Source organism: Aquamicrobium ahrensii (assembly GCF_040545755.1).
Classification (GTDB): domain Bacteria; phylum Pseudomonadota; class Alphaproteobacteria; order Rhizobiales; family Rhizobiaceae; genus Mesorhizobium; species Mesorhizobium ahrensii.
Genome location: NZ_JBEPMN010000010.1, coordinates 67801 through 86319, shown reverse-complemented (window position 1 = coordinate 86319; position 18519 = coordinate 67801). Strand labels below are relative to the sequence as shown.

At 63.4% G+C, this 18519-nt stretch carries 16 protein-coding genes; 3 read left to right on the top strand and 13 right to left on the bottom strand.

What is annotated here, in order from left to right; all coding sequences use genetic code 11:
- Positions 1-16: 16 nt before the first annotated feature.
- The 8 genes from ABID44_RS13285 to ABID44_RS13250 all read right to left on the bottom strand — a co-directional run bounded on the left by ABID44_RS13285 (position 17) and on the right by ABID44_RS13250 (position 8140).
- The gene (locus ABID44_RS13285) at positions 17-829 is read right to left on the bottom strand and encodes an SDR family NAD(P)-dependent oxidoreductase (protein ID WP_354152194.1); all 813 of its coding nucleotides are present in this window, start codon (positions 827-829) and stop codon (positions 17-19) included.
- Between the two features lie 16 nt (positions 830-845).
- A complete protein-coding gene (locus tag ABID44_RS13280; RefSeq protein ID WP_354152193.1) occupies positions 846-1265 on the bottom strand; it encodes a diol dehydratase small subunit in 420 nt (139 codons plus the stop codon).
- Complete coding sequence (locus ABID44_RS13275; protein ID WP_354152192.1) at positions 1262-3529, bottom strand: propanediol/glycerol family dehydratase large subunit; 2268 nt, start codon at positions 3527-3529, stop codon at positions 1262-1264. The genes ABID44_RS13280 and ABID44_RS13275 overlap by 4 nt, the downstream gene beginning before the upstream one ends.
- A gap of 53 nt (positions 3530-3582) precedes the next feature.
- A complete protein-coding gene (locus tag ABID44_RS13270; protein ID WP_354152191.1) occupies positions 3583-3744 on the bottom strand; it encodes a hypothetical protein in 162 nt (53 codons plus the stop codon).
- Positions 3741-4793 carry an ABC transporter ATP-binding protein gene (locus tag ABID44_RS13265; protein ID WP_354152190.1) on the bottom strand — a complete coding sequence of 351 codons (1053 nt, stop codon included), beginning with the start codon at positions 4791-4793 and terminating at the stop codon, positions 3741-3743. The genes ABID44_RS13270 and ABID44_RS13265 overlap by 4 nt, the downstream gene beginning before the upstream one ends.
- 126 nt (positions 4794-4919) lie before the next feature.
- Entirely contained in the window at positions 4920-5738 is an 819-nt protein-coding gene (locus ABID44_RS13260) for a carbohydrate ABC transporter permease (protein WP_354152189.1), read from the bottom strand.
- Between the two features lie 5 nt (positions 5739-5743).
- Complete coding sequence (locus ABID44_RS13255; protein WP_354152188.1) at positions 5744-6670, bottom strand: carbohydrate ABC transporter permease; 927 nt, start codon at positions 6668-6670, stop codon at positions 5744-5746.
- A gap of 81 nt (positions 6671-6751) precedes the next feature.
- Complete coding sequence (locus ABID44_RS13250; RefSeq protein WP_354152187.1) at positions 6752-8140, bottom strand: ABC transporter substrate-binding protein; 1389 nt, start codon at positions 8138-8140, stop codon at positions 6752-6754.
- A gap of 499 nt (positions 8141-8639) precedes the next feature.
- Between ABID44_RS13250 and ABID44_RS13245 the strand changes: the two genes are divergently transcribed.
- The 3 genes from ABID44_RS13245 to ABID44_RS13235 all read left to right on the top strand — a co-directional run bounded on the left by ABID44_RS13245 (position 8640) and on the right by ABID44_RS13235 (position 11935).
- Positions 8640-9476, top strand: a complete 837-nt coding sequence (locus ABID44_RS13245) for a helix-turn-helix transcriptional regulator (protein ID WP_354152186.1) — start codon at positions 8640-8642, stop codon at positions 9474-9476.
- A gap of 179 nt (positions 9477-9655) precedes the next feature.
- The gene (locus tag ABID44_RS13240; RefSeq protein ID WP_354152185.1) at positions 9656-9838 is read left to right on the top strand and encodes a hypothetical protein; all 183 of its coding nucleotides are present in this window, start codon (positions 9656-9658) and stop codon (positions 9836-9838) included.
- Between the two features lie 144 nt (positions 9839-9982).
- Entirely contained in the window at positions 9983-11935 is a 1953-nt protein-coding gene (locus ABID44_RS13235) for a putative bifunctional diguanylate cyclase/phosphodiesterase (RefSeq protein ID WP_354152184.1), read from the top strand.
- Between the two features lie 161 nt (positions 11936-12096).
- Here ABID44_RS13235 and cydX read toward each other — a convergent pair whose 3' ends face one another.
- The 5 genes from cydX to cydD all read right to left on the bottom strand — a co-directional run bounded on the left by cydX (position 12097) and on the right by cydD (position 18492).
- On the bottom strand, positions 12097-12240 hold the full coding sequence (cydX, locus tag ABID44_RS13230; RefSeq protein WP_354152183.1) for a cytochrome bd-I oxidase subunit CydX: 144 nt from the start codon (positions 12238-12240) through the stop codon (positions 12097-12099).
- A gap of 30 nt (positions 12241-12270) precedes the next feature.
- Positions 12271-13428: a cytochrome d ubiquinol oxidase subunit II gene (gene cydB / locus ABID44_RS13225; protein ID WP_354152182.1), complete on the bottom strand. Its 1158-nt coding sequence runs from the start codon at positions 13426-13428 to the stop codon at positions 12271-12273.
- A gap of 4 nt (positions 13429-13432) precedes the next feature.
- Positions 13433-15010, bottom strand: a complete 1578-nt coding sequence (locus ABID44_RS13220; RefSeq protein WP_354152181.1) for a cytochrome ubiquinol oxidase subunit I — start codon at positions 15008-15010, stop codon at positions 13433-13435.
- Between the two features lie 69 nt (positions 15011-15079).
- The gene (locus ABID44_RS13215; protein WP_354152180.1) at positions 15080-16774 is read right to left on the bottom strand and encodes an amino acid ABC transporter ATP-binding/permease protein; all 1695 of its coding nucleotides are present in this window, start codon (positions 16772-16774) and stop codon (positions 15080-15082) included.
- Positions 16771-18492 (bottom strand): thiol reductant ABC exporter subunit CydD, encoded by a 1722-nt coding sequence (gene cydD / locus ABID44_RS13210; protein WP_354152228.1) that lies wholly within the window; start codon positions 18490-18492, stop codon positions 16771-16773. Before cydD ends, ABID44_RS13215 begins: the two co-directional genes overlap by 4 nt.
- Positions 18493-18519: the final 27 nt, after the last annotated feature.

Below are 18519 nucleotides of genomic sequence, written 5' to 3'. Positions count from 1 at the left end.
TCGCGTGGCTGACGGCTTAGATCAGGGCGAGTGCTTCCTGCGCCCGCGACGCGCCCGCATTGGTGCCTCCGGCAAGCGATTCTCCGCCATCGGCAACCAGTGCATGGCCTGTCATGTACGAAGAACGATCCGAAACCATGAACAATATGACTTCGGCTATTTCCTCCGCCGTGGCGAAGCGTCCCATCGGAACCACATTGGCGATGGAATGCTCAAGCGCGGCCCTGCCGCCCAACTGTCTGGTATAGGGGTCGTTGAAGGGGGTGTCGACCCAACCGGGGCACAGCGCGTTGACGCGGATGCCGAACCCCGCCACATCCAGCGCGATCTGCCGTGTCATGGTGATGGAGGCGGCCTTGCTGGTGATGTAGGCCGTCATCTCGCGGTCGAGGAACACGCCGGAATTGGAGGACGTGTTGAGGATGACGCCACCGCCCTGCCTCTTCATCAAGGGAATGACCGCCTTGCATGCGACGAACTGGGCATGGACATTGATCGACCATGAGCGGTCGAAACCCTCGCCGTCCACCTCCTCGATGCCGCCTGCGACCTGCACTCCGGCATGGTTGTGCAGAATGTCGACGCGGCCGTGGTCACCGGCCACGCTGTCGATGAGCGAGACGATCGCCGCATCGTCGCAGATATCCAGCTTGCGGGCTTCCGCCCTGCCCGACGCCTCGACAATCAGGCGGGCGGTTTCCTGAGCTGCCTCCAGATTGCGGTCGGTCACCACCACAAAGGCCCCTTCACGCGCCATGGCGAGAGAGCCCGCCTTTCCGATCCCGGAACCAGCAGCGGTCACGATTGCTGTTTTGCCGCGAAGAATCATGCGTGTTCCTTTCAGTTCAATAACGACGGCGAAAAAGCCGGCGGTTCCGGTAGACGGCGACGGCTTCATCGATGAAGTCGGCGATCGCGTGCGCGCCATATTCACGCCGCAGCATTTCCGCCCGCGCGCTCAACGGCGCGGGATCGTCCAGCCTGCCCGGGCGCAGCATTTCGTAAGTCTCCAGAATGACGTCCTGCGGAACGGCGACCAGTTCCGCCGAGCGTTCGAAATTCCGCGCCAGCCCTTCCCGCCCCGCCGCCCGCGCGATTTGCGCCTGCAATTGCAATACATCGGCCGAGATGCGGATATCCTCGGGGCCTATGCGTTCCGACAGCACCTCATCGAGGGTCAGTTCATCGATGGTTTTCCCGGAAGCCGAGATGGCGCGCTCCGGGGCTTTCTCGGAGACGGGATATTGCTCCAGCACATTTTTCATGACGGCGTCCCTTCCTGTCCCAGTTCCATGACCACCTCGACCGGAAGGGCGTCCGCCTCGACCAGCCCCGTCTCGATCGCGTAGAGCATCGATACGCGCACATGATAGCGGGCGGCGAGCGAACGCCCGTCCACGGGAACCAGCACCGGCTCCGGATTCTCGCCATGGGCATAGAGAGCAGCGTTGCGCCCCATGGAGCGGTAATGTTCGAGCGTGGTGACCGGCGAGTTCGAGAACAGCTCCACATTCAGATGGGGCAGCCGGTCGGCCTGGTGGATCACGGCCGTGCCCTTGGCCTGGATGCCGATGCCGTAGCCGGAGCCGGAGAGGCGCGCAGCGGTCAGGCCGAGAAACGAGGTGTCGGCCGTATGACGGATCCTGACGAGCCTCGGCGCGCCGCCGCCGTCGCGAATGCCTTCGGTCAGCGCCAGAACCACGTCGATCAGGTCATGGCCCGCCGTGGTGCGGTTCAGTTCGACCCCGAAAGCCGGGCTGAGCCCGACCACCACCTCATGCCTGTCCACTCCTTTGGCGGCCACGCCCCGGGGCGCCAGCCAGGGCCTGGCCGTTGGATCGACTTTCGCCTCCCGCTCCATGACCTTTTCGAGCGTTTGCAGGTCGCGCACATTGCGCACCTCGTCCCAGCGCTCCGGCGACATGGCGTAGCCGGTGCCGGGGCCGCTATAGTTGTTGGGATCGTTAAGGGCGCTGATCACCTTGCCGTCGCGCAGGATCGCCGAGGTCTGCAGATAATCGCCCGAAATGCGCTGGCGCAGCATGAGCATGAGGTTTTCGGCTTCCTCCCTGAAGCCGCGCCGGGCCAGCGCGCGAACCACGTCCACGCAAGTCAGCCGTTGTTTGCGAATGCTGTCGCTTATCCTCGTCACCGCGCCGGGACTGAAAGTTTCGGTCTCCAGCGAGCCGGAGGCGGCCGCCACGGAGGCGATCCATTCCGGCTTCACTTCCGCAAGGTCCAGTTCCTCGAAGACGGCTGTGATCGCCTCGATGGCGCGCAGGCGCAGATGCGCGATCTGCGTGTCGTTCACGGGCGTGAGCCCGCCATCAACCTCGAAATCGCGCTGAAGGGTGAGGTAATCCTCGATCTCCTCTCCATTGAACAGGGATGGATTGAAGGAGTTGTCGTATTTCTTGATGGAGCCGAAGCCCGAGCACACAAGATCGGAACCGGCCAGAAGATAGGGGGTGATCTTGGCGCCTACCCTGATCTCGGATTCGCTGACACGGGTGTCGTTGCCGGAAGCGCATTCAAGTCCGAGCCAGACGGCGATCAGGTTCTCGGCCATCAACTCGCGCATGCCGCTCGCCATGGATGAGGTCAGCGGCGCGCCGTCTATGCCGCCGTTCTGGGTTCCCTGCACGCCCATGGCGCTTTGCAGGCACAGGCAGCGGGCTTCGAGATACAGCACCGATTTCCGTTCGTGGAAGCCCATCAGAAGCTCTGCGGAAGCCCCGGACGTGCACCGGACCTTGATGCCGCGTGATCCATATGCCGCCGTCAGGAACGCCTTGGACCACGGCGTGTCGTCGCCATCCACGAAAGCCGCCTCGGTGCCGTAGACGGAGACCGTCTCGGCATAGGAGGTGAAGCCGGCCATCCCGATCTGAAGTTCCTCCGCCTCCTCGATCGAGCACTGGAAAAGGACCCCTCCCCGACCCACGGCCGCCCCCACCGCGCAGGCCATGGCGTTGGCCCAGGAATTGGAGGCCACGCGCATGGTCGTTTCGATCTCGTCGAAACCGAGGGCGACGGCCGTCGCCGCATCGGCGGCCAGTTGCAGCGGATCGTCCTTGGCGTTGGTGACATGGGCCTGGTTGCCGGGGGTGCGACGCTGACGCATCTTCGAATAGGCGAAGGTGATTTCCAGCGCCGACATGGCCGAGACCACCGAGGCCAGCTTGGCCGGCGTCATGCCGCGGGCAAGCCGCTCCAGACGTTCGCGAGGCACGTTGATATCGACCAGAAGCCGGGCGACTTCGGTCGAATCCATCGCCATCGCTTCCTCGACGATTTCCGGGTCGAGATAATGCGTGGCGATGAAGGAATCGAGGATGTCGAACGCGGCTTCCGGCTTGCCGTCGATCTCCACGATGCGGCCACCTTCCAGCTTCGCCGATGGCTCCGGATCCCACGGGCTGTGGAAGGTGGAGAACCCCGCTTCGGGATTTTCGGCGGCGAACTGGTCGTGACGAAGAGCGCGCGCGTCCCATTCATCGAAGCGACGCCAACGAGGAGGAGTTGTCATCGCAAATCTCCTTTTCTTTCCCGCCCCGACATTTGAAACGACCTCCGGATCGCTCAGAACCAGCGCAGCCAAATAAGCTGGATGACGATCAGGACGATCACGTCCCAGAAGATCACCTCGCCTATTGTGAACCATTTGCGCCTGGCGTTGATGCGCCAGAAGACGAACCACACCACGGCGGCAAGCAGCAGGGGAACAAGACCGGCGAAGCTCACCGCAACCTCTCCCCGGTCGTGGCGTCGAAATAGTGCAGGGCGTCCAGGGGGAAATGAAGATTCACAGGCTGGCCCGGCCTCAGCTCGTCGCAGTCCCGCTGGGTTCTCACCGTCACCGTCCCCTTGTCATTGGCGAAGATCAGCAGCGCGTCCGGCTCGACCGTCTCCTTGACGTCGAGCGTCATGGTGAAGTGGTCGCCGTCGCCGGACTGACCGAACCCGATCTGCTCCGGCCGAATGCCGAGCGTGACCGGTCCCTCGGGGCATTGGACCTTGCAGGACACCTGGCCGGCGCGGAACGTGCCGTCCCGGACCATGCCATCCATCGTGTTCATGGCCGGCCGGCCCATGAATTCCGCGACGAACCGATTGGCGGGCCGGCGGTAGATGGTGCGGGGGTCGTCGAACTGGACCAGCTTCCCGTCCTTGAGCACGGCGATGCGGCTGGCGAGCGTCATCGCCTCTTCCTGATCGTGCGTCACGAAGACGAACGTCTTGTTCAGCCGCTGATGCAGACGATTGAGTTCGGTGCGCATATGGAGACGCAGCAACGCGTCGAGATTGGAAAGCGGCTCGTCCATCAGGCAGATGGTCGGCTCCCACACCAGCGCCCGCGCAACCGCCACGCGTTGCGCCTGCCCGCCCGACAATTGCCCCGGCCGGCGATGAAGGTAGCTGCCGATCTGCAACAGCTCGGCCACCTCCTTCACCCGCCGGTCCAGTTCGGCCGCGGCGGTTTTGCGGATGCGAAGCGGATAGGCAATGTTCTCATAGACGCTCTTGTGGCTGTAGAGCGCGTAGTTCTGGAAAACCATGCCGATGCCGCGAAAACGCGGGGGCAAGGTGGTGATGTCCTTGCCATCGACCTCGATGCGGCCTTCTGTCGGCGTCTCCAGCCCGGCCAGCAGCCGGCATGCCGTCGTCTTTCCCGAACCTGAGGGACCAAGCAGGACGACGAACTCGCCAAGTTCGAACTCCAGATCAAGTCCGTCCAGCGCGATCGTGCCGTCGGCGAAACGCTTGGTCACCCCTACGAAGGAAACTGCCATCAAAATGCTCCATGCATTCCAGTGCGGCGGTCATCTGCGCATGCGACAGCGCCGCCTTGTTCGTCTGTTTCAACCGCGTCTTCCGCCGGCGTCGCGTGGCCGGATGCGGAGGACGCATTTTCAGGCTCAGCCCTTCACCGCGCCGAACGTCAGGCCCCTCACCAGGTGCTTCTGCACGAGGAAGGTGAAGAGGAGGATAGGCAAGGTGGCGACCACGGCGACGGCCGCTACCTGCCCCCACAAGGTTCCATGCGGCGTGATCAGGCCGGGGATGCCGACCGTCAGCGGCCGTCCCTCGAAGGCCACGAGGATGAAGGCGTAGAGAAATTCATTCCACGACATGATGAAGCACAGCACCGCCGTGGCGGCCAGCCCGGGCGCGGCCATCGGCACGATGACGCGGATGAACGCGCCCAGTCGCGAACGCCCGTCCATCATGGCGGCCTCGTCTATCTCGCGGGGTATCTCGGCGAAGAACCCCCGCATCATCCACACCACCAGCGACAGGTTGAACGTGGTGTGGGCGATGACCACCGCATAGATGGTGTCGGTGAGGCCAAGCAGCGTGAAAAACATGAACAGCGGCACGGCGATGGAAATCGGCGGCGCCATGCGGGTGGTGAGGAAGAAGAAGAAAAGGTCTTCCTTGCCGGCGAAATCGGTGCGCGCGAACACATAGGCGGCCGGCGCGCCCACGCAGATCGAAAGGACCGTGGAGGCAGTCGAGATGATGAGCGAGTTCAGCACCAGCGGCAGATAGTTCTTGTCGATGAACACCGCCGGATAATTGGCCAGCGTCGGCGTGAAGAACCAGGTCGGCTGCGAAGACAATATGTCGAGGCGTCCTTTGAAGGAGGACAGCAGGATCCAGACATAAGGGGTCAGCGCAATGACCAGAACGCAGGCCAGCACGCCGATCGCCAGGATTTTCCAGGATCTGTTCATCTCGCTCACCGTGCTCCCGTGTCGGCGGACTTCCAGTACACGGCCTTGTAGAAGATCGAGCACATGATCAGGACGACGAGGTAGACCATGAAGGCGACGGCGGCGCCGTAGCCGAGGTTCCAGTTCTTGAAACTGACCCGGTAGGCATAGATCGACAGCAGTTCGGAAACCGTGCCGGGGCCGCCGCCGGTAAGTATGAAGACCTTGTCGAACTCCTTGAAGGCGTCAATTCCGCGTAGCAGGAGGACCAGGGCGATGATCGGCCTCAGCAGCGGCAGCAGAATATCCCTGAACTGCCGCCAGGGTCCCGCTCCATCCATGGTCGCAGCCTCGAAGGGGGGCTTCGGCAGGCTCATCAGGCCGGCGAGAATGATCAGGGTCACGAATGGCGTCCATTGCCAGACATCGATGGCGATGATGGTGGGCATCACCAGTGTCGGCGTGGAGAAAACGGCCGAGGACTGGGACAGCAGGCCGGACTTGTGAAGGTAATGGGTGACCATGCCGAAATCGCCCTGAAGCAAAAGCCGCCATATGAGGCCGACGGCCACGGGAGCGAGCATCATCGGCACCAGAAGCAGCGTGGTCAGCAGGCGCTGGCGTTCAATGAACCGCCAGATCAGCCAGGCGATGGCGAAACCGAGCACAAATTCTATGCTGACCGCCAAAAGCACGAAACGGATGGTCAGCCAGAACGAGTTCCAGAAAATGGGATCGTTGCGTACGAGACGGCGAAAATTTTCAAGGCCGATGAACGCGCCGTTCTGGTCCGGGTTGGCGTAGCTGAGATCGGTCATGGCCGTGTAGGTCATGTATCCGAACGGCCCGACGAGAAACACGAGGACAAGAATGGTGGCCGGCAGGATCAGAGGAAGCGAAGCCCCTCGATCCAGCAGGAAACGGCCGTTTGAAATCTGTGCTGTTCTGTTCATGAAGCCACTGCCGCGCACCCCGTGAGAAGCAGGCTGCATCTCACGGGGGCGATGTAGGTTAGGGTTTGGAAAGACGCCGGATCATTCCACCGGATATTTCATCGGCGCGCAGGAGCCCAGCAGGGCCGAGATTTCCTGGGCCGAGCGGTCGAGCGCTTCCTTGGCGGATTTTTCATCGGCCAAGAAGGAAGAGAGCTCGCGCACCAGAATATCGGTCATCTCGGCGGACTGCGGCAGCGTCGGCTTGGGCTTCGCCACCTCGTTCGAGGCCATCGAGGCCTTGGCGTAGGGCAGCTCCTGCACCTCGGCCGAAGCGTAGACGTCCGGCCGCGACGTGGCGCCGCCATTCAGATGCTGGCGAAGCTGCTGGTCGTAGTTCATCATCCACTGGATGAAGAGATAGGCCGCTTCCTTGTTCTTGGATTCGGTCGGGATCAGATAACTCCAGCCCTCGGCCTGCGCGATCTTGCCACCCTCGCCCTCGGGAACGGTGTCGAAACCCATCTTGCCCACGACCGTTGAAACGGACTCATCGACCGCGACCGCATATGTCGCGTCGTTCCACATGATGAGCTGGGCGACGGTGCCCTGTTGCATCAGCGCCATCACGTCGTCCCAGAAATAGTTCAGCGTGTCCGGCGGGGAGAACGGCTTCAGGCTCTTGTAATATTCGGTGGCCGCGATGGCCTGCGGGCTGTTGACGATCACCGGTCCGCATTCAGAGCCCGACTTCGCCTCCAGCATGTCGCCGCCGAAGGAATAAAGGAAATTCAGCCACTCGTACCAGAGGGCCTCGTGGCGCTTGCCTTGCAAGGCCGTTCCGTAGAGACCCTGATCGGGACGGGTGAACCATTCGGCGATGTCGCGATACTGGTCCCAGTTGGCGGCCGGCGCGAGGTCGTAGCCATACTTGGCCTTGAACCCTTCCTTTTCCTTCTCGTCCGCAAGCAGATCAGAACGATACCACATATACATGCTGAGCGCGGTGAAGGGGAAGCCGTAGACCTTCTGCTCATACCAGGAGATTTCCTTCCACAGCCCTTGATAGAGCTGTTCTTCGGGCTTGAATTCGGGATTGCGCAGTTCCGCGCTTTCCAGGAAGCTGTCCACCGGCTGCACATTGCCGTTGGTCACGAATTTGCCAAGTTCGCGATGCGGCTGGATGATGAAATCGTAACGGCCGCGCTTGGAGTTGAGGTCGAGCATGACCTTGTTGACGGCTTCGGAATGCTCGTACATCTCGATCTCGACCTTGATGCCGGTGAGCTCCTCGAATTCAGGGGCCAGCTTGCTCATGGCTTCCAGCGGCGGCAGCGCCTCGCCGATGGAGCGGATGGTCACTCCCTTGTAGGGTGCGGCCGCCTCCTCGAGCGACCATGCGTGAGCGTTTCCGATATGCGCGAACCCCGCCACGGTGGCGAAGGCGGCCGTCATCGAAAGCATGCGAAATGTCGAGTTCAATCCAGGCATGGCACTCCCCTTGTTTTGTTTCTCCCGATGCAGGTCTCGCCATAACCGGCTGCCTGCATCGCGCCCTTCACCGTTTGCCGCTCCCGGATGCCGGAAGCCGCTTCATGCGATCATGCGAATGGTGAGTTGGAGCCGATCCGGCGGCGAGGCCTGCCTGGGCGCAGTGGCGCGGCAGCGCATAACGCGTTCACGGACGCGCCATCATCGACGGCAGGACGATCAGGGATCATCTTTTCCTCCTCCTCCGGACGGAAGCGTCGCCGCTCCGTCCAGGTAAACCCGAAGCGATTCCGAGCCCTCGGCCAAGCGCCGGCCTCTCGGTCCCGCATCAAGAACTATGCCGCGTTAGCCAGCGTTCTCCTCCGCTTCTCCTCCCGCAGGCATATTTCTTATATGGATGGAATCTTATATGCCTACCATAATCAAGGGATATTTCCTATTGGGGATAGGCTGGATGGTATATCCCATTTGGGATAGATTTCCTGGGAGAGGGGGAAGCATGCAAAGACCTGCCGGCAAGAAATTGCTGTCGATGCCGGAATGGTACGTCACTGTGAGCAATCTGCTTTCCCTGGCGGGAGAGCCTGATTTTCCGCAGGCGTTCGTCGATGCCGTGCACGCCCTTGCGCCTTTCGACTATACCGTCACCTTTGCCTATAACGGCCCGGATATTCCGGTGTGCCTTCACCATACGTTCCAGCCACAGCAGTTTCACATCCATGTGAAGGATTACGAGATCGGGCCCTATCTGCTGGACCCGTTCTACAAGGCCACCGCGAACGGCACGCGATCCGGCCTGTACCGCCTGGCCGAGCTTGCGCCGGATCAGTTCTATAAAAGCGAATATTACCGCTCCTACTACGTGCAGACGGGACCGGTCGACGAAATCGCCTTCTTCATCCCTGGCAATGCGAACTGGACCATCGTCACCTCGCTGATGCGTTCGCCGAGCCAGCCCGGCTTCAATGCGCATGATTTGCGCACGCTGCGATGCGTCGAACCTCTGATGAGGAAAATCGCGGGCCTGCACTGGCGGACCGACGAACGGCTCGAGGCCGCGGGTTCGGAGCAGGATGAAAAGGCCGTGCTGGAAAGGACCGTGCAGGAAGCCCTGGAAAAAAGAGGGATTCCGGCCCTCACCCCTCGCGAAATGCAGGTCGTCGGATTGGTGCTGGAAGGACATTCCTCCGAATCGATCGCCAATATTCTCGGCATCACCGCCGGCACCGTGCGCATCCACCGCAAGAACATCTACGCCAAGATGCGCATATCTTCGCAACGCGAACTGTTCGCGATCTTCATGAAGGCGCCGGCCGTCAACGTCTCTCTCGCCTGAAGTTTCCATCCAGGACGCGCAACCCTGTCCATTTCCGGCGTGGGCCTCGGGATTTTCCAAACTGCCATCGCCGCCAGTTCGTCGGCCTCCGGCCTCGCGCCCATTCGTCCGGGGTGGCGTTGCCCGATTCCTTGCGCCGGCGGCTTGAGCCCGGCTCTCCATGTCGTTATACGCATTGCATGACCGGCGAAGAAAAATCCCAACTGCAAACCCTGTCGCAAACGCTTCGCAAGGAGCAGGCGACGCTGCTGCTGGCGGCGGCCAGGAACGGCGTCTTGCCCAGCAACAGCACAATTCAGCGCGTCGCCTATCTGGAACTGAACATCGCGGCGATCGAGAACACGCTGGCCGATCCCATCTGAACGGCTTCAGCCGGACGGGATTGTCTGGCGGCGCATAATGCATCGGCGCTCCATCCGCGCCGGTTTCGGCAGGCTGATGGCTTGCAATGACACGCGGCGACGCATTAATGCGTTCTTCAGCCTGCTCGCCTATGACACGGCAGGATGAGTTTCTCAAAGCGCGCGGACAAGATGCCGTTTCCGACCAGACAAAGCGGAGTGGAACTGGGCGTCCTGCGTGACCAGCTTGCCGATCTGCGCGATAGCCTGCTCTTTTCGATGCCCATCAGCTCCATCCTCTCGGTGCTGATCGTCGTCGTCGAGTTCATTTCCGGTTTCGACTGGACGGCGCTCGTCTGGCTTGCAGTCATCAGCAGCATCAACGGCGCACGCATCCTTCTCGCGCTGAAGCAGCCGCGGGGAGAGGCCCTTGAGAGAAGCGACTATCCCTCGCTTGTCAAATGGCTGCGAGGCTATATGGGCCTCGCCTTCATGGCCGGCCTGGCCTGGGCTTATGTGGCCGTTCTGGCGGACGGTTTCACCGTCGCTGAAACTCCCGTCTATCTCGTCATCCTGGCCGGAATCTCCGCAGGCTCCGTATCCTACAGCGCCTGCTATGCGGCGTTGCCGATCCTCTTCATGGCGCCGCCGCTGCTTGCGGTGATGGTATGCATGGTGGCGAACGGGGGGCTTGATGACTATGTGCTGGCTTTCACCACGACGCTCTTCTTCACCGGGCTGACAAAAAGCTCCTTCCTTGGCCAGGCCCGGTTCCGGGAAACGAGCCGTCTCAAATACGAGACGAAGCAGCATGCCGACGAGATGGAGAAAAACTCGCGGGAGGACCCTCTCACCGGCCTGCTCAACCGCCGCGGGCTCGAACAGGCGGTTGGCGCGATGGGGACCAGCCAGGGTCCGTTCACCGCCATGCTGATCGACCTCGACGGCTTCAAATCGGTCAACGACACATATGGCCATCGCGTCGGCGACGACCTGCTCGTCAAGATTGCACGCCGCATCAGCGCCGAAGCCCCGCCCAACGCCACCCTGGCGCGTGTCGGCGGCGACGAATTTGCCCTGATGCTGCCGTCCGCCAGCACATTTTCCGATCCGAACGACCTTGCCGCCCGGATCATAATTGCCCTTTCCAGGCCTTACGACGGCATCAATTCAATCCAGGTCGGAGCGTCCATCGGTATCTATGTGGCGCAAGAGCCGAATCTGACCAACATGCTGCTGCGCGCTGATTTCGCCCTCTACGCCGCCAAGCGGCGCAGCCGCAACCAGCTCTCCATATTCGACGCCGAGCTCGAACAGGCCTTCAAGCGCCAGCAATGCATCGAGCGCGATCTGAAGGCTGCGCTGGAATCCGGTGAACTGCAAAGCTGGTATCAGCCGATCGTCCAGCTCGAAACGCGCGAAGTCATCGGGTTCGAGAGCCTGCTGCGCTGGCGACATCCCGAGCACGGGCAGATCGCTCCGCCGGAAATCATCACCACTGCGCGCACCACCGGCCTGCTGCCTGCGTTGACGGAAACGGTGTTCTGGAACGGCTGCACCATGATGGAACGGCTGCGCCGCGAAGGCCGCGACAATATTCGTGTCGCCATAAACATCTCCCCTCGTGAGCTTGAAGCCGCCGACATCGACACCATGATCCTCGAAGGACTCTCCATGCGCGGCCTCCCGCCATCCATGCTGGAGATCGAGATCACCGAGGAAGCGCCGGTCGACCCCCAGCGTGTCGGCGAGAAGCTGGGGCGTCTGGTTCAGGCGGGCATTTCCATCGTGCTGGACGATTTCGGGTCGGGCTTCTCCACTCTCGCCTCTCTCAAGGACGGCCGTATATCCAAGGTGAAGATCGACCGCAGTTTCGCCGACGATCTCGCTGTAGCGGCCGAAAGCCGCCTGCTCATGAAGGCGATCATCGATCTTGCGCGCACGCTCGACATACGGGTAATGGCGGAAGGCGTCGAAACGGACGAGCAAGCCCGCATCCTGCAATCGATGGGCTGCACCAGCGCGCAGGGATTCCTGTTCTCGACCGCCCTGCCCATCGATGAAGCGCTGGCCCTGCGACAGATCACGCGTGCAAAAAAAGAACGCGCCCTTCCCTGAAGCATCTCCGCTTTCTTTAGAGCATTTCCAGCAAACGTGTGAAGCGGTTTTGCGCCCGGAAATGCGACCAGAACAAAGAGATAGGGCGGTTCTGCCGATTCAATGACAACCAGAACCGTTCTAGAATCGCGAAATGCTGTTCGCCTCCCTTCAGCCGTCGCCTATTTGTTTGATCGCTTTCCAGCGGCTGCGGGCGCAGGCTCCGCCGCCTTGGCGGCGTCATCCATGAGTTCGTACCACATCGCGTTCAGCACCGCGAAAGCGGCGGCCAGCGGCAGGCCGAGCAACCAGGCGAAATACCACATTTCACGTCTCCTTGTTCGGTTGTCCGGACATCAATAGGCGTGGCCATCGCCATCGCGGATCGCCTTCTCGTCCACCTTGCCCCACAGCACGCGATAGACCCAACTTGTGTAGGCGACGATGAGCGGGATGAAGATCAGCGTCACCACCAACATGATGAACAGGGTGAGATGGCTGGACGAGGCGTCCCACACCGTCAGGCTCGAATTCGGATCGAGCGAGGACGGCAGGATCATTGGAAACATGGAAAGCCCGACTGTCGCAATGATGCCGAAGACCGACAGGCCGCTGGCCAGCAGGGGAACGATCTCGCGCCGACGTTTCTGCAAGGCCAGATTGGCGAGCGCTCCGATAAAGCCAAGCGCAGGCGCGGTCATCGTCCAGGAATATCGGCCGTAGTTCTCGAACCAGACGCCCGGCGCCCGTTCCACCGTCTTGGCGAGGGGGTTGGAGGGACCGTCCGTCACCACGGCGCTGGTGATATGATAGCCGTCGACGCCGACCCACAACCACAAGCCGCCGAGGGCGAACAGCGCCATGGTCGCCCCTGCGGCGCTCGCCCCGTACTTGCGGGAGCGCTCCGCAACCGCGCCGTCGGTCTTCAGCACCAGCCACGATGCGCCATGCATGACCAGCATGGCCACCGACAGCAGCCCGCACAGCAGCCCGAACGGGTTGAGCAGTTCGAACAGCGTCGTGCCGTCATAGAATATGCGCAGGTCCGAACCCAGCCGGAACGGCACGCCCTGAAGCACGTTGCCGACTGCGACACCCATCACCAGCGCCGGCGCCAGCCCGCCGATGAACAGGGCCCAGTCCCAGCCACTGCGCCAGGCGGCGCTTTCGCGTTTGGAGCGGTATTTGAAGCCCACCGGGCGCAGGATCAGCGCGAAGAGGATGGCGAACATGGCCAGATAGAAGCCGGAGAAGGACACCGCATAGAGCGGCGGCCATGCCGCGAATAACGCGCCGCCGCCAACGATCAGCCATACCTGGTTGCCTTCCCAGACCGGGCCGACCGTGTTGATGACGACGCGACGCTCGACATCGTTCCTGCCGACGAACGGCAGAAGCATGCCTGTGCCGAGATCGAAGCCGTCCATCACCGCAAAGCCGATCAGCAATACGCCGATCAGCAGCCACCAGATGACTCTCAGGGTCTGGTAATCGAGGAGTTCATGCAGGACCATGGTTTTACTCCGCCGGCGCGAGGGAAGGAGGCGCGAGCCGCGGGCGCGGCGCCGGATCGTTCTCCGGCCCCTTGCGGATCGCGGCCAGCATCAGCACCATTTCGACAATGAACAGCACCGAATAGATCAATGAGAAGCCGATAATGGTGACGAGCACGGTCGTCGCGCCGAGACTGGATACGCCCGCCGCCGTTGGCAGCACGCCCTCGATGACCCATGGCTGACGCCCGAACTCCGCCACGATCCACCCGCATTCGGCCGCGATCCAGGGCAAGGGTATGGCGAACACCGCGACACGCAGCAGCCACGGATACCGGTCCAGCCGGTGGCGGGCCGAAAGGTAGAAGAACACTGCGGTCAGCACGATGAAGAAGAAGCCGAGCCCCACCATGATGCGGAAGGTCCAGAACAGGGTCGGCACGTTCGGCACCGTATCCCATGCCGCCTGCGCGATCTGCTCGTCATTCGCCTCCGCCGGATCGTCCAGATAGGGCTTCAGCAGCAGCGCATAGCCGAGGTCCGCCCCGTTTTCCTCGAAGGCCGTGCGCGCGGCTTCCGGAATGGCGGCGTCGCTGCCGGCGGCCCGGATCTCCTGCAACGCCCGGTAGGCGACCATGCCGTTGCGGATGCGCGTCTCGGCATGTTGCACCTGTTCCTCGATGCCGGGGATTTCGGTGGTCAGCGAGCGCGTGCCGATCAGCCCCATCGCCCACGGAATGCGGACCGCATAGTGCGTCTCGCGCGCTTCCTGATCGGGGAAGCCGATGGCGGTGAAGGCGGCGGGGGCCGGCTCGGTCTTCCACATCGCCTCGATGGCGGCGAGCTTCATCTTCTGGTGCTCGGTGGAGAGATAGCCGCTCTCGTCGCCGAGCACGACCACCGACAAGGATGCGGCCAGCCCGAACGAGGCCGCGACGGTGAGCGAGCGCTTGGCGAGTTCAAGGTGACGCCCCTTCAGCAGATACCAGGCCGAAACGCCGAGCACGAAGATGGAGGCCGTGACATAGCCTGCCGAAACGGTGTGCACGAACTTCGCCTGCGCCACCGGGTTGAACAGCACGGCGAAGAAGTCGTCCACCTCCATGCGCATGGTCTGCGGGTTGAAGGCGGAGCCGACAGGGTTCTGCATCCAGCCATTGGCGATCAGAATCCACAGCGCCGAGAAATTGGAGCCGATGGCGACTGCCCATGTGGCGGCCAGATGACCGAGCCGCGAGAGCTTGTCCCAACCGAAGAAGAACAGGCCGACGAAGGTCGCTTCGAGGAAGAAGGCCATCAGCCCCTCGATGGCCAGCGGCGCGCCGAAGATGTCGCCGACATAGTGGCTGTAGTAGCTCCAGTTCATGCCGAACTGGAATTCCATGACGATGCCGGTCGCCACGCCCATCACGAAATTGATGCCGAACAGCACGCCCCAGAATTTCGTCATCTGTCGCCATATGTCGCGGCCGGTCATGACGTAGACCGTCTCCATGATGGCGAGCAGCACCGACAGGCCGAGCGTCAGCGGCACGAACAGGAAATGGTAAAGAGCGGTGATCGCGAACTGAAGTCGCGACAGATCGACAATATCGAGTTCCATGGCTACTCCGGCTTTTCCGGCCTCCCTGGATGACGTGACGCCTCCGCCCGGCGTTTACAAAACTGATCCTCAATCCGGCCGCAGGCGGTCGAGCAGCTTGAGGTATTCCTCGCTTCCGCGGGTGCAATCGGCCCGCACGCCGCCCTGCTCGACGAGCAAGATCCGGTCGGCCAGTTCCGCCTCGCGGCGCACATGGGTGACGATGACGAGCGTGCGACCTTCGGCGCGCGCCCCGACACGTTCGACGACATCGCGCGCCGTCGGCCCGTCCAGCCCCTCAGTGGGTTCGTCGAGCAGCCACACGGATGTATCGCGCAGCAGCAGGCGGGCAAGCGCCAGACGCCTTGCCTGACCGGCGGAAAGGCCGGTTCCACCTTCGCCCAGCATCGTGTCCAGCCCTTCAGGCAGGCTGGAGGCGAATGCGCCGAGGCCGGCCGCTTGAAGCGCCTGCATCATTTCGCCGTCACCCGCGTTGGCGCGCGCAAGAGCAAGGTTGCCGCGCAACGTGTCCCGGAAAAGCTCGGTGCGCTGGGTGAGCAGCGCGGCCGGCAGCGTCCTGACCGCCCCAACCTGAGGAAACAGTTCGCCGGCGATCAGCGACAGGATCGTCGACTTGCCGGCGCCGCTGGTTCCGATCAGGGCCACATGCTCGCCCTTGGCGATGGAGAGGGACTGGCCTTCCAGAACCGGACGGTCGCCAAAGCGGTAAGAGGCCGTCACGTCCGCAATTTCGACCGCGTTCGCAAGGCTTGACGGCAACTCGGGACTTGTCGCTTTGTCGGCGACGTCGGCGAGTTTTGAGCCCAGCCTGCGTGCGGACAGCAATACCCGGCCAAGCTCCAGCGCCCCACGGCGCAGCGCGGCGAAGGGTTCGAGACAGGCAAGCGCCACGAACACCGCCAGAGCCGCCACGGGTGCGCCGATCGCACCGCTTTCCGCCAGCATCGCGGCCGCGATCAATGTGGCGGCCAGCAAGCCCGCGCCGGCGACCGCGAACGAGAAACCGGTGTTGGTTTCGATGCTGTTCAGCGCGTCGTCCGCATCGGCAAGGCGCGCATCGGCGTCGGATACGGCCATCGTCTGCGCCGCCAGCCTGTTCGCCATCACCAGATCGGCCTGTCCCCGCATGAGGTCGATGGTGCGCGAACGCAGCACCTCCAGCGCATGGGCCCGACGCCGCGCCGGCTTGCGCGCGCTGGCGGCGGCGACCGCCGGAATGGCGAGGCCGGACAGCATCAGAACCAGCCCGATTCCGACACCAAGAACAGGCGCGACGAGGCCCAGCGCGGCGGCCGTCACCAGCGCCGAACCGAGCGCAGCCGCGAGCGGCACGGCGACCCGCAGATAGAGTGAATCCAGCGCATCTATATCGATGGTGAGCCGGAACAGGAGCCGCGCCGGACGGGCCGCGAGGCTGCGCGCTTCTTCGTCGGCGGCGAGGCCACGGAACACCCGCTCGCGCAGCCGCGCCAGCACGGTGAGCGTCGCATCGTGCGTGACCAGCCGCTCGCCATAGCGTGAAAATGTCCGCGCCAGCGCCAGAAAGCGAATGCCGGCGGCGGGTGCGAAGACATCGAAGACCATTGCCGTGGCCACTGAAGCCCCCGCAATCGCCGTGGCCGTTATGAACCAGCCGGACAGCCCAAGCAGGGCGACGCCAGCCAGCGCGGTGCAAAGCCCGAGCAGCGCGCCGGCGGCAAGCATCAGCCGGTTGTCCGCCCAGAACAGTGTCATGACGGCGCGAAGATGATGCAGGGAACTCATGCCGGCCACCCGCCGGCGTTCCGGTCGTCCAGCATCACAACACGGTCCATGCGCGCAGCCAAAACAGGATCGTGGGTGGCGACAATCAGCGTGCGCCCATTGGCGACTTCAAGCAACATGTCGGTGATCTCGTCGGCGCTCGCACGGTCGAGATGGGCGGTGGGCTCGTCGGCGAGCACCAGCCCCGCCCCTTCCGCCGCCGCAGCGCGCGCGACGGCGAGGCGGAGCACCTCGCCGCCGGAAAGGCCCACGCCGCTTTCTCCCAGCACCATCCGGCGGCGTTGACGCGCTACCTCGTCAAGCCGCGCCGCATCGAGCGCGGCTTCGACCGCGCCGGCGGTCATCGCACGCCCGAGCGTGACATTGCCGGCAAGCGTGCCCGGAAAAACATGCGGCGTCTGGCCGAGCCACGCCATGCCTGCCCGCAGCCGCGCCGCCGTTTCGGGCTGCAACGTCTCGCCGCCGATACGGATCGTGCCCGCCTCCGGCATCGCCAGTCCGGCGATGAGCGCGAGCAGGGTGGATTTGCCGCCGCCGCTCGCCGCCATGACGGCAACACGCTCGCCCGGCTCAATATGCAGGGACAGGCCATCGAACACCTTTCGGTCCTTTGCAGCATGGCCGCTTCCGGCATGGCGGAAATGCAGGTCGTCGATGAGCACGCCGGAGGCCCTCCGGCCTCCGGGTTTCGCCATCGGGGCTTCACGCGCGGCGACGATCGGCTCGCCGGCCGTCGTCACTTTTTCAAGGGCTTCCAAAGCTGCGACGCCGGCCGCACGGTCGTGCCAGACCGCGGAAAGCTCGCGCATCGGCTCGAAGAAAGCCGGCGCGAGCATGAGGATGAACACGCCCTGCGCGAGCGACAGCCTGCCGCCCCATGCGCCGAACTCGAGCTGGCCTAGGAAATGGAAGCCGACATAGACCGCGACCATGGCGACGCCCAGCGCCGAGAACAGCTCCAGAACCGCCGAGGACAGGAAGGCGATGCGCAGCACCGCCATGGTGCGGCGGCGCAACAGATCCGCTTCATCGCGCAGGCGCAGCGCCGTGCGGTCGACCGCGTCAAAACTGCGGATGGTGGCGAGCCCGCGCAGCCGGTCGAGCAGGAAGGCGTTCATGTCGCCCATCTTGGCAAGCTGGCGTTCGCTCGCCTCCTTCGCCCGCCAGCCGATGAGCGCCATGAAGACCGGGATCAGCGGCAAGGCGATCAGCATGATCAGCGCCGCCACCCAGGACAGCGGAAAAACGCAGGCGAATATGGCGAGCGGCACGATCACCGCCCGCCAGCGCAAGGGCTGGAAGCGCGACACATAGGGCGTCACCGCCTCAGCCTGCTCGGCCATGGCGCTCGCCACGAAACCGGATGACGGGCGCGACGTATCGAGCGGGGAACGGGTCGCCAGCGCCGAAACGGCTTTTTCCCGCAGCCGCGAAAGCTCGTGGCGCGCAGCCCGGAAAGCGAGCCGCGAGCCGGCCCGGTCCATGGCCGCCCGCAGCACTCCGAGCAGGAAAACGCCAACCGCCGGCCAGATCACGGCGCCAGCGCCGGCCCCGGCTGCAATGTCGCCGATGGCGGCGGCCAACAGCGCCGCCTGCCCGATCCAGATCAGCGACGCCGCAGTCAGCAGCGCAATGGGCAGCCTGCCGGGCGAGACGGAAGAGCCGGACGGTGGCCGGCGCTTCCTTTTGCCCGTGTCCGCTTTGGGGCCCGTGTCCAGCTTCGGGATCGTCAGGGTTTCGGAGCC

Bases quoted from the DNA above. Each gene is read 5' to 3' on its own strand.
- ABID44_RS13260 (WP_354152189.1), bottom strand. From the start codon at position 5,738: ATGAACAGATCCTGGAAAATCCTGGCGATCGGCGTGCTGGCCTGCGTT.
- ABID44_RS13220 (WP_354152181.1), bottom strand. From the start codon at position 15,010: ATGGAACTCGATATTGTCGATCTGTCGCGACTTCAGTTCGCGATCACC.
- ABID44_RS13240 (WP_354152185.1), top strand. From the start codon at position 9,656: ATGACCGGCGAAGAAAAATCCCAACTGCAAACCCTGTCGCAAACGCTT.
- cydX (WP_354152183.1), bottom strand. From the start codon at position 12,240: ATGTGGTATTTCGCCTGGTTGCTCGGCCTGCCGCTGGCCGCCGCTTTC.
- ABID44_RS13280 (WP_354152193.1), bottom strand. From the start codon at position 1,265: ATGAAAAATGTGCTGGAGCAATATCCCGTCTCCGAGAAAGCCCCGGAG.
- ABID44_RS13255 (WP_354152188.1), bottom strand. From the start codon at position 6,670: ATGAACAGAACAGCACAGATTTCAAACGGCCGTTTCCTGCTGGATCGA.
- ABID44_RS13215 (WP_354152180.1), bottom strand. From the start codon at position 16,774: ATGAGTTCCCTGCATCATCTTCGCGCCGTCATGACACTGTTCTGGGCG.
- ABID44_RS13265 (WP_354152190.1), bottom strand. From the start codon at position 4,793: ATGGCAGTTTCCTTCGTAGGGGTGACCAAGCGTTTCGCCGACGGCACG.
- ABID44_RS13250 (WP_354152187.1), bottom strand. From the start codon at position 8,140: ATGCCTGGATTGAACTCGACATTTCGCATGCTTTCGATGACGGCCGCC.
- ABID44_RS13275 (WP_354152192.1), bottom strand. From the start codon at position 3,529: ATGACAACTCCTCCTCGTTGGCGTCGCTTCGATGAATGGGACGCGCGC.
- cydB (WP_354152182.1), bottom strand. From the start codon at position 13,428: ATGGTCCTGCATGAACTCCTCGATTACCAGACCCTGAGAGTCATCTGG.
- ABID44_RS13235 (WP_354152184.1), top strand. From the start codon at position 9,983: ATGAGTTTCTCAAAGCGCGCGGACAAGATGCCGTTTCCGACCAGACAA.
- ABID44_RS13245 (WP_354152186.1), top strand. From the start codon at position 8,640: ATGCAAAGACCTGCCGGCAAGAAATTGCTGTCGATGCCGGAATGGTAC.
- ABID44_RS13285 (WP_354152194.1), bottom strand. From the start codon at position 829: ATGATTCTTCGCGGCAAAACAGCAATCGTGACCGCTGCTGGTTCCGGG.